Source organism: Paenibacillus sp. 1A_MP2 (assembly GCF_052244825.1).
In the GTDB taxonomy this organism is placed as follows: domain Bacteria; phylum Bacillota; class Bacilli; order Paenibacillales; family Paenibacillaceae; genus Paenibacillus; species Paenibacillus vandeheii.
Window position 1 is genome coordinate 3,211,356 of sequence record NZ_JBQQCS010000001.1, and the last position, 12,015, is coordinate 3,223,370.

A 12,015-nucleotide genomic window follows, 5' to 3' on the forward strand; every position below is an offset into this window, starting at 1 on the left:
TACATTACTATACTTGTTATTACATATATTACTATGGTAAAATTTCCTTGGAAATATGTGTAATTAAAATAGGTAAGCGTGAATGAGATGATAGATTTGGAGGAGACATATGTATACAAATCAATTTCTAACGTTAGTAGATGTCATACAGGACAGAAGTAAGATTACGGACCACGGTATACTTTTTATTGATGCGGATAAAATCGAAACCTTTATATCGTACAGTCAATTATTTAATGAAGCACTAGGATATTTGGGTTATTTACAAGAAATAGGGATTAAACCAAAGCAAGAGATTATTTTTCAGATCCAAGAGAATAAACGATTTTTAGTGGCATTCTGGGCTTGTATTCTTGGTGGAATGATACCTGTACCTGTAAGTATTGGTGAAGATGAAGAACAAAACTTGAAAGTGTGCCGTATTTGGGATTTGCTAAACAACCCCGTCATGATTGCATCTGAGAAGGTGTTGGATAAAATGAAAAAGTTTGCTTTAGAACATGAATTACTGGATTTTCATCATCAATTAGAAGCTAAAACGGAAATTATACAAGATACAGTCTATGATTATACAGATGTAACCTGTTATGAGCCTAAACCAGAAGAGCTGGCATTTATTCAATTTTCCTCTGGATCAACAGGTGACCCGAAAGGGGTTATGCTCACGCATCGAAATTTAATTCACAACGCTAGTGCTGCTATAAATGGTACAAAAATCAGTTTAAGCGATAGCTTTCTCTCCTGGATGCCCCTTACCCACGATATGGGGTTAATTGGATTTCACCTCGTCCCCCTCGTGGCAGGTATTCATCAGTACCTGATTCCAACTGAATTATTTATTCGAAAACCGATTCTATGGATGAAAAAAGTAAATGAACACCAAGCAACCATACTCTCCTCTCCTAATTTTGGATATAAGTATTTTTTGAATTTCTTTCGCGAAGAAAAAGCTGAGGGGTGGAACCTGTCATGTGTAAGAGTCATCTATAATGGGGCCGAGCCTATATTACCCGAAGTGTGTCATGAGTTTTTAAATGTATTGTCAAAATACCAATTGAAGAACACGGCCATGTTTACTGTATATGGATTGGCTGAGGCCTCTGTTGCTGTTGCTTTTCCCCTGAAGAAGAAGAATTTACTGCGGTGTACCTGCACCGGGATCATCTGAATTTCGGAGAGCATGTGATTGAATTAGACAAAAAAGATGAACACGTGGCGTCATTTGTCGCAGTTGGCAAGGCTGTGGATTATTGCCAGCTTAGAATCTGCGATGAGGAAAGGAACCTTCTTCCCGATTTTGTTATCGGCAAGATTCAAATCAAGGGGGATAACGTCACCCAAGGTTATTATAATAATCCACAAGAAACGAAGAAGTTATTGACGCATGATGGATGGGTGAACACAGGGGATCTCGGTTTTATCATGCAGGGCAATCTCGTTGTAACAGGGCGGGAAAAAGACATTATTTTCATCAATGGTAAAAATGTATACCCCCATGACATTGAACGTGTAGCGATTCAGCTGGATGACATCGAACTCGGAAGAGTTGCTGCTTGTGGTGTCTATGATCCGAATAGTGAAAGTGAAGAAATTGTTGTATTTGTAGTTTATAAAAAAAAGATTGAACACTTTCTGCCTCTCATTAAAGAAATAAAAAAACACTTATATGTACACGGAGGATGGAGTATCAAACAGGTACTGCCCATCAAAAAATTACCCAAAACAACAAGTGGCAAAATACAGCGATATCAGCTAGCCAAGCAATATGAAGCAGGTAAATTCTTAACAGAGTCCACATTTATTCATGAACGGATCATGAATGATAAAGCCAAAGAAACGGCTCCTGTCTCTGTTCGAGTTTTAGAAACAGAATTAATTTCATTATTTTCTGAAGTGCTGCTGGGGAAGAAGGTTGAACTTGAAGATAGTTACTTTGATATGGGGGCAACTTCATTAGAACTGGCTCAAATCGCTGAACGTATAGAACAAAAATATGGAGAAGAGCTTGCTGTTACTGACCTCTTTACATATCCCTCTATAACTGAATTAGCAAGATATTTGGCTAGAAGCCACGGCGAAACCATGCGCGAAAACCATATTATGAAAGAGGAGACATCAACAAAAGATGTTGCTGTTATCGGCATATCTTTGAACGTTCCGGGAGCATCGAATACGAATGAGTTTTGGAGCATTTTAGAAAAGGGCACGTATAACATTCATGATTATCCCGAAAGTCGGGTGAAAGACGCAGCTGATTATTTACAATCCATCCGAAGTAAGATGGATGAAACTCAATTTATCAAGGGTGGTTATTTTGATCAAATTGATCAATTCGATTATTCATTCTTTGGTCTAACACCGAAAACAGCACAATTTATGGACCCGAATCAAAGGCTATTCTTGCAAACCGCTTGGCATACGATTGAAGATGCAGGATATGCAGGCGAGGGCATCAATGGACGAAATGTAGGCGTATATGTGGGTTATTCGAAAGTTGGATATGACTATGAACGGCTTGTAACGGCTAATTACCCCGAAGAGCTCAAAAATTATATCATTGGAAATTTACCCTCTGTACTGTCGAGCAGAATCGCTTATTTTCTAAACCTGAAAGGTCCAGCGCTTACGATCGATACGGCTTGTTCTTCTTCACTCGTTGCTGTTCATATGGCATGTAAAGGGTTGCTCGCTGGAGATTGTGAAATGGCACTAGCCGGAGGCATCCGAACGGCATTATTACCGATAAGTATTGGATTGGATATGGAATCTCCTGACGGGCTAACAAAAACGTTTAGTGGAAATTCCGACGGTACCGGGTTTGGTGAAGGTGTTGGAGCTGTCCTGTTGAAACCATTGCAGCAAGCCATTAACGATGGCGATCATATCTATGGTGTGATTAAAGGGAGTGCGATTAATCAAGATGGCAGGACTGTGGGAATCACTGCACCTAATCCTGAGTCACAGACCAATGTGATTGAACAGGCATGGAAAGACGCAGGGATTTCTCCTGAAACGCTGCATTTTATTGAAGCACATGGCACAGGGACGAAATTAGGTGATCCCGTTGAGTTCAATGCGCTCCGTAAAGCTTTTGAGAAATATACAGATCGGAAGCAATTTTGTGCAATCGGTTCTGCCAAAACAAACATTGGGCATTGTTTCGAAGCAGCGGGAATAGCTGGATTAATCAAATCGCTCCTCATGTTTCAACATAAGAAAATCCCACCATTGGTGCACTTTGACAAACCTAATCCGTTGGTTAAATTTGAAGCTTCACCTTTTTATGTCAATCAAGAAGCAATGGCTTTTGGTGAAGAAGACAAGCCTTTACGCTGCGGGGTTAGTTCTTTCGGTTTCAGCGGGACGAATGCGCATGTGGTGCTCGAAGAATTTGTCCCTTTGCAGATCGAACATCCAAAAACTGCTCAAGAGCCTAATCTATTTGTCCTATCTGCTGTCAATGAACGAGCACTTGATGACCTGATTAAAAGTTATCATCAATATATAGACGATCACCGTGATGTTTCCATTCAACAAATTTGTTATACAGCGAGTACAGGAAGAGCTAATTTGGATTATCGGTTGGCCATCATTATAACCAGTACACAAGAACTAAGCCAAAAATTAAAACAAATCGCACGTGGAGAGGGTAAGCTGACCGATGTTTATTTTGGCTATGGAAAAAAAGACAAAACGCTTATCTCCGATCGTCTATATGATCAGGTAAAGGTAGAATCATTAAATCAATTCGGTGAGTTGTTTACCCAAGGGGCAGTGATTGATTGGGAGAAATTTTATGGACATGAGTTTATACCAAAAATTCCATTGCCGTTATACCCGTTTGAACAGAAGAGGTGTTGGATTGAAGTCAAGCATCCGATACCAACTGGGTACATTTCAGAGAGGAATGAGGTTCATATGGAGAGGTATACAAATGATATTGAATTAAAAATTAAAACAAGCATAAGTCGTGCTTCTGGATTGAAATTGGATGAGTTAGATATGCATGCTCATTTTCTCCAAATGGGGTTGGATTCCATCATTCTTGTGCAAATTCAGAAAGAAATTTTGGACATGTTCAGTTTGAATATCCCTATGGAGATGTTTTTTGATAACCTTACGAATATTAATCATCTGGTCCAATACGTGTCTGAGAATACGAAGGACAGCGTCGTGATTGAAAATATAATTGATAAACCTGATCAGGAACACAATGGAAATCATGCATTTGCAAGCAATACGGGCACGTTACAATCTTCCGCCAATATTTCAGAGCAAATCAAGATTTCGGCCATTCAGCTGATGGAATCACAATTAAAGAGCCTTAATTTACTGTTAGGTGAATCAATTGATACCGTTCCACCATCTCAAATCGAAGGTAAACATGATGAACTCAAAGAGTTCAAAGTAGTCAAAGAACTTAAAGCAATCAAACCAGTGACGGAATCAAAGGATGCCAAACCATTCATACCGTATCAATCATTGAAAATTCATGAAGAGAGTGGATTTACACATCTTCAGAACCAGTATTTGGAACAATTTATTGCAAAGTACACAGCAAGAACCAAAGGCTCGAAGTTAAAAACAGATCAAACTCGTTTGGTTCATGCGAATAATCGTAATGTATCCGGATTCCGTTCTTATTGGAAAGAACTTGTGTATCCCATTATTTCGGTACGTGCGGATGGCACCAAGTTATGGGATATGGATGGGAACGAGTATATGGATCTGACTATGGGATTTGGTGTAAATCTATTCGGTCATCATCCACCGTTTATCCAAAATGTAATGGCAGACAGCATTCAGGAACAGCTACCTCCACTAGGTCCGATGTCAGATCTGGCAGGCGACGTCGCAGAAAAAATCTGTGAGCTGACAGGAGTAGAGCGTGTCGCATTTTATAATTCAGGAACAGAGGCAGTCATGGTCGCGCTGCGCTTGGCGAGAGCGGTTACGGGCCGTTCCAAAGTCGTATTGTTTTCAGGATCATACCACGGAACGCATGACGGTGTGCTGGGTGTAGCGAACCCTGAGAATGCCTTATCGTCTGCTCTTCCCATGGCTCCAGGTATTGTAAATAGCTATATGGATGATTTGATTATTCTTAATTATAACCATCCACAAACACTCGATATCATTCAAAGTCTCGGTGATGAGTTGGCGGCTGTGCTCGTAGAACCAGTGCAAAGTCGAAGACCGGATATGCAGCCAAGACAATTTTTACAGGAGCTACGAGAGATTACGAAACGATTTGGAACTGCTCTTATTTTCGATGAGGTCATCACTGGATTCAGAATTGGTTTGGGTGGGGCGCAAGAATGGTTTGGCGTTCAAGCAGATCTGGTTACGTATGGGAAAGTGATCGGCGGCGGGATGCCGCTTGGCATCGTCGCAGGCCAAGCGGAATTCATGAATGCAGTGGATGGGGAATCTGGAATTATGGCGATCAGTCCTATCCGGAGGCTGCGGATAAGAAAACATTTGTCGGCGGAACATTTTGTACACACCCGCTTACGATGAGGGTAACGTTAACGGTTCTGGATTATCTTCAATCCCAGGGAGAAGGCTTATATAAGGAATTAAACGAAAAAACAGATTATCTGGTAAACGAGTTAAATGAGTTTTTCAAAACCTCCAATGTGCCAATACAAATGGTAAACTACGGATCGTTGTTTAGATTTATTTCTTTTGGCGATTTGGAGTTGTTTTTCTACCATTTAATTCATAAAGGTTTATATATTTGGGAAGGTCGAAACTGTTTTATATCGACCGTTCATACCCTGGATGACATGAATACCATTGTTAGAATCGTGAAGGAAACGGTGCATGAACTTCGCGAATTTGGATTTATTCCGGGTGACTTGCCTGTTCGGGAATATCAACTTTCGTTGGATCAAAAGCATCTGTTATTAACTTCACTGCATGGTGAAGTTGCGAATGCTGCATTAAATCAAAGCGTTATTTTAAACATGACAGGCTACGTAGAACCCTCAGTACTGAATGAGGCCGTGAATCAGATCGCTCAGAGACATGATGCTTTGAGAACGGTTATTCATGTAGATCGTGAAACACAACAAATTAGACCTGCAATCGAATTTCAATGCACATGTGTTGATCTCTCAGAGCATATTCACGAGAATCAAGAACTGGAAGTCTCCAATTGGTTATCTAATGATGCGAGTGAAGCATTCGATCTAAAATCTGGGGAGCCTTTATTTAGAATCACTTTGCTTAAAAAGGCAACGAATCAATATCTTATGGTGCTTACATTCCATCATATTATTGCAGACGGTTGGTCGATTGCTGTATTCATTCAAGAGTTGGAACAAACCTATTCCGCTCTTGTTCGAGGAGGACAAGTTTCATTACCTGAGGCTACTCCATTTCATGAATATTTAACATGGCAAGAGCTTGAATATCAAAAAGGTTCATTTACCCAAGGAATTCAGTTTTGGAAAGAGCAATTTTCCTTATCATTTCCCACAATAATGTTACCAACGGCGCAGTCCGGGGACACTCAGAAAGGATATTCAGGTGCAAGATATTCCATGAAGCTGGACCGTTCATTAGCAGAATCACTGCGAACGCTGAGTATGAATAATAAGAGTAGCTTGTTTGTAACCATGTTTGCAGCATTTCATGTATATCTGCATCAACTCACGGGTCAGTCTCAACTTGTGATCGGCGTCCCTACGGCGGGCCAGTCCCATATGAATAAACATGCACTGATTGGAAATTGCGTTAATATTGTACCTGTTTACAATACCTTGCACATGGAGCAATCCATTATAGACAATATGCTTCATATCAAAGAAACGTTAGCTCGGGTAATGAAATACCAGCATGTTCCCTTGTCAATTGTATCAGAGCACCTTTCCAACATGACAGCGCCGGATACCCGCATTTTATTTAATATGGATAGAACGATCCATCATCTTCAATTTGAACATATCGAGACTGAATTTATGTCGTATCCCATTAAACATATTCCTTATGATTTATTCCTTAATATTACCGATGTTAGCCGTGAATTGTACCTGGATTTTGATTATAATACTGACCTCATTGGACATGAGATGATGAAATTATGGTCAGAAGGGTTTATGGGTCTGCTGCAACATATGACTAGTCATCCAGAGACTGAAATTGCGTCTTTGACATTATTTTCATCGGAACAACAAGATCAATTACATGGAATGTACAGTCGTCTGGCCTATGAGCGCGTTCTTGGCGGTAAACATTCAGCCGTGTTCGAAGATCCGGCCAATGATACGGAGAGACAGCTGGCGTTGATCTGGAAGGAAGTATTATCCGTGGATCAGGTGGGAGAAATGATCATTTCTTTGATCTCGGGGGAACTCGCTAAAGGCGACGTTGATGCTTTCAAAGGTGCATGAGCAGTTCCAACATAGAATTTCGATTGTTCAATTTTTTGAGAATCAACATCTGAAGGAGCTTTCCAGTCTGATTTCAGGCGAGCAAGAGGATACGTTCATGCCGATTCCAGCTTTGGAAATTAAAGAATTCTATGAAACATCCGCTGCACAACAGCGAATCTATTTTCTGGATCAATTTGAGCCGAATAGCGTTTTTCAAAACATGTGCGGCCACATCACGGTCACGGGAAATATAGATGAAACTCAAATGATGTCATCATTGGAAAAAATGGTGCAACGTCATGAAGCATTTCGCACCAGTTTTCATCTCATTGAAGGAGAATTGTACCAAAAGATTGCCCCTTCGGTTGATTTTGAAGTGAAAAAGTCTCAAAAAAGTTCGGCTCAATTTGAACAAGATGTGAAGACGTTTGCCAAACCCTTTGACTTATCCATGGCACCATTAATCCGGGCTGAATTCATTCAAGTCGATCATGATCATGCAGAAATACTCATCGAGATGCATCATATTGTATCCGATGGTTACTCTGTCGGTATCCTTGCCAATCAACTTCTGGATGATTATGACGGAAAAAATACGCCGACGATTGAAGTTGAATACAAAGACTTTGCAGCTTGGCAGAAAGAATGGATGGCGGGAGAAGCCTATAAACAGCAAGAAAAGTATTGGCTGGAGCAATTCCAAGGGGAGCTACCAAACCTTAATCTGCCTACTGATTTTGTTCGAACCCCTCATTTAACTTCGGCAGGGTCAAGAGTGTCATTCGTTCTGGATCAACATTTGAAGCATTCGCTGGAACAGTTGGCTAAACAAACTGAAACCACTTTGTTTATGTTACTATTGGCCGCTTATAATGTGCTGCTTCATCATTATTCGGGTCAAGAAGATCTGATTGTAGGTACGCCAACTTCAGGAAGAAACCATCCTGATGTCGAAAACATGATAGGTGTCTTTATTCAGACGGTAGCCATTAGATCACAGCCGGCAGGCAATAAATCGTTTCGATCCTATCTCGAAGAAATTAAAAAACTATCCCTGGATGCATTGGATCATCAGGACTATCTTTTTGACAATCTCGTAGAGAAGTTAAACATGCATCGGCATACAACAGGGACAGCGCTATTCAATACGATGTTTATCTTTTTGAATACAGAATTGAATGCAAGACAAAAAACGGATTACACGTTTAAAGTGAGAGAATTAAATGTGGGCATATCGTTGTACGATCTTATGTTTATTGTTGAAGATGACAGCGAATGCCTGGAAATGCACTTTAATTATAAAACGGAACTATTCGAATGGGACACCATCGACAGGATGAAAACGCATTTGCTCCACATTCTCAGAGACATTGTGAACGAACCGGATGTTCACTTGTCAGACATTCAGATGATGTCTGAACGTGAGCAGAATCTTGTTTTACATGAATTTAACGACACAACGATAGATTATTCACGCGATAAGACCATCCATGAATTATTTGAAGCGCAGGCGGAACGAATACCAGATCAATTAGCTGTTGGGTATGGGGATCAGCGATGGACGTATCGTCAACTGAATGAACGGGCGAATCAGCTGGCGCGTAAATTAAGAGCTGAAGGGGTACAAGCGGAGCAAGCAGTAGGTATCGTGACCGATCGTTCCATTGATATGATCGTTGGCATCTTTGGAATTTTAAAAGCGGGAGGGGCATATGTACCCATTGATCCGGATTCTCCGGAAGAGCGTATCCGGTATATCCTGCATGATTCAGGAGCAACGGTGGTAGTCACCCAAAGGCATCTTCAGCATGTTGTATCTTTCCATGGCACAACGATTAATTTGAATGATGAATCAACCTACGCAGCGAATCTGTCGAATCTGGAGTCAGCAGGAGATTCCAAGCAGTTAGCTTATGTGATCTATACTTCGGGTACAACTGGAAAGCCAAAAGGCGTGATGATCGAGCACCGTCAGGTGCATCACTTAGTCAAAGCATTGTATAGCCAGGTTATTGAGAATCAGCATCAACATTTGCATATGGCTTTACTTGCGCCTTACTATTTCGATGCATCGGTCAAGCAAATTTTTGGCGCACTACTATCCGGGCATTCCTTATTTATAGTGAACAAGGAAACGATACTGGATGGACAAAATTTGATGAATTACTATCAACAACACCAAATTGATGTAACAGACGGTACGCCCGCACATTTGAAGTTACTATTAAAAGCCAAACATGTTCACGGGATATCATTAAAATACATGCTGATTGGTGGAGAGGCACTCTCTCAGCAAAGTGTGGTTGATTTAACATCCTTATTTTCGTTCTACCACATTACGCCACCAACTATTATCAATGTATACGGTCCAACAGAATGCTGTGTGGATGCTGCTACTTACCGTGTAACTCCAGAGCAGCTTGTTATCGGAAATAACCGGGCTTACGTACCGATTGGTCGAACATTAGGAAATAATCGGCTGTATGTGTTAGACCAACAGGAAAAAGTACAGCCTGTTGGCATCGTAGGAGAATTATGTATTGCCGGCGATGGGGTAGGCAGAGGCTACTTGAATTTACCTGAGCTGACCGCAGAAAAATTTGTGAGAGATCCGTTTGTCTATGGAGAAAAAATGTACAAGACGGGCGATCTGGTAAAGTGGCTTCCGGATGGCAATATCGAGTATTTAGGACGAATGGATCACCAAATCAAAATTCGCGGATATCGGATCGAAGTAGGGGAAGTCGAAGCAGCACTGTTAACTATAGAGAGTGTGGAAGAGGTCATCGTCATTGCACAAGAAGACAATCATGGGGACCCATCTTTGTGTGCTTACTTCACAGCGGTTAATACGCTTACGGTTAGAGATTTGAAAGAAAGTCTTTCTGCTATTTTACCGAGTTACATGGTCCCAGCCTACTTTATACAGTTAGATCAGATGCCACTGACATCAAACGGGAAAATGAATCGCAGGTTGCTTCCGCTTCCGGAAGAAAATATACAAACGGGAAGCGAATATGTAGAACCCCGAACATCGATGGAGAAACAGTTGTTGCCTATTTGGCAAGACGTGCTTGCCGTGAAAAAAATCAGTATAAAAGATAATTTCTTTGATGTAGGAGGTAACTCTTTACGAGCGACAAAACTGGTGTCCGCAATCAATCATAAACTTAATGTCAGTATGTCGGTAAGAAACGTCTTTGAATGGCAAACGATTGAACAGATGGCTCCGTTCATTGGAAATATGGAGCGAAGTGTATTGATTACCATTCCCAAAGCGGAGGAGAAAGAATATTATCCCCTTTCTTCGGCGCAAATGAGAATGTACATTATGAGCATCAAAGGCGGTAAGGAACTCACTTACAATATGTCAGGCATCTTTATGATAGAAGGATCGCTTGATCGTATGAGGTTAACAGAAGCCTTTCAACACTTGATTCGTCGTCATGAATCTCTTCGGACGGCATTTAAAATGATACACGGAGAGCCTAAACAAATGATATATCCTGAAGTGAATTTTGGAATGGAATGGTTCGTATCCTCGGACGAAGATATCGAAGACCAAATTCTACAGTTTGTTCGCCCATTCGATCTGGGTCAAGCCCCTCTGATGAGAGTGGGTCTTATTGAACTCCAGCAGGAGCGTCATGTATTGCTTGTAGATCTGCACCATATTATTGCAGACGGGTTATCCATCAACATTCTAATGACCGAGCTTAGCCAATTGTACAAGGGAGATGAGTTTTCCCCCTTCGAATCCAGTACAAGGATTACGCGGAATGGCAGCAAACTCAACTTCAAAGTGACGAGATGAAAAAGCAGGAGAAGTACTGGCTTGATGTCTTTAGTGGAGAGATCCCCCTTCTGGATCTGCCTACAGATTATGAGAGACCTGAAATCCTGAGCAATGAGGGAGATTTATTCGAAATTGCAATGGAAGAAGAACTCTTTACAGATTTTAGAAAGATGGAAGTTCTGACAGGAACGACGCTTTACATGATTATACTTGCAGCCTATACCATTTTATTATCCAAATACAGCGGCCAAGAAGATATCATCGTTGGGACGCCGATCGCAGGAAGGACCCATGCGGAATTGGAGCCGGTTATGGGGATGTTTGTGAACACACTTGCGATTAGAAACTATCCTGAGGGAGAAAAAACATTTACAGAGTACCTGCTTGAAGTGAAAGAACATATGTTAAGCGCTTATGAGAATCAGGATTACCCGTTTGAGGAATTGATCGAGAGAGTTCATATAACCAAAGATGTCCGCCGAAATCCGTTGTTTGACACCATGTTTGTATTGCAAAATACCGAGGCATCAGAGATTCAAATGGAGGGCGCAACCTGTAAACCTTATGCTCAAAATAATAAAGTATCCAAATTCGATTTAACCTTATATGCCACCATTTTGGAAAATGGACTGGAAGCCGCTTTTGAATACAGCACAACATTATTTGAGAAAACAACGATTGAAGCGATGTCCAAAAATTTATTATTAATATTAACAGCCATTTGCCAAAATCCTCATATTGAAATCAGCAAAATAAAATTGGTTGAAGAATTAATGAATCGGGATACGTTAGCAGATTTGATTGAAGTGGATTTTTTCTAATATATACCTACAAATTATA

5 protein-coding genes are annotated in these 12,015 nt (G+C 40.8%); all 5 read left to right on the forward strand.

What is annotated here, in order from left to right; translation table 11 throughout:
• The first annotated feature begins 109 nt into the window (after positions 1–109).
• A complete protein-coding gene (locus ACTWJ7_RS15825; protein ID WP_443145617.1) occupies positions 110–1,168 on the forward strand; it encodes an AMP-binding protein in 1,059 nt (352 codons plus the stop codon).
• Positions 1,144–5,520 carry an aminotransferase class III-fold pyridoxal phosphate-dependent enzyme gene (locus tag ACTWJ7_RS15830; protein WP_443145618.1) on the forward strand — a complete coding sequence of 1,459 codons (4,377 nt, stop codon included), beginning with the start codon at positions 1,144–1,146 and terminating at the stop codon, positions 5,518–5,520. The genes ACTWJ7_RS15825 and ACTWJ7_RS15830 overlap by 25 nt, the downstream gene beginning before the upstream one ends.
• A gap of 368 nt (positions 5,521–5,888) precedes the next feature.
• The gene (locus ACTWJ7_RS15835) at positions 5,889–7,397 is read left to right on the forward strand and encodes a condensation domain-containing protein (protein ID WP_443145619.1); all 1,509 of its coding nucleotides are present in this window, start codon (positions 5,889–5,891) and stop codon (positions 7,395–7,397) included.
• The gene (locus ACTWJ7_RS15840; protein WP_443145620.1) at positions 7,378–11,193 is read left to right on the forward strand and encodes a non-ribosomal peptide synthetase; all 3,816 of its coding nucleotides are present in this window, start codon (positions 7,378–7,380) and stop codon (positions 11,191–11,193) included. The genes ACTWJ7_RS15835 and ACTWJ7_RS15840 overlap by 20 nt, the downstream gene beginning before the upstream one ends.
• Entirely contained in the window at positions 11,190–11,996 is an 807-nt protein-coding gene (locus tag ACTWJ7_RS15845; RefSeq protein ID WP_443145621.1) for a condensation domain-containing protein, read from the forward strand. Before ACTWJ7_RS15840 ends, ACTWJ7_RS15845 begins: the two co-directional genes overlap by 4 nt.
• The last annotated feature ends 19 nt before the right edge of the window (positions 11,997–12,015 follow it).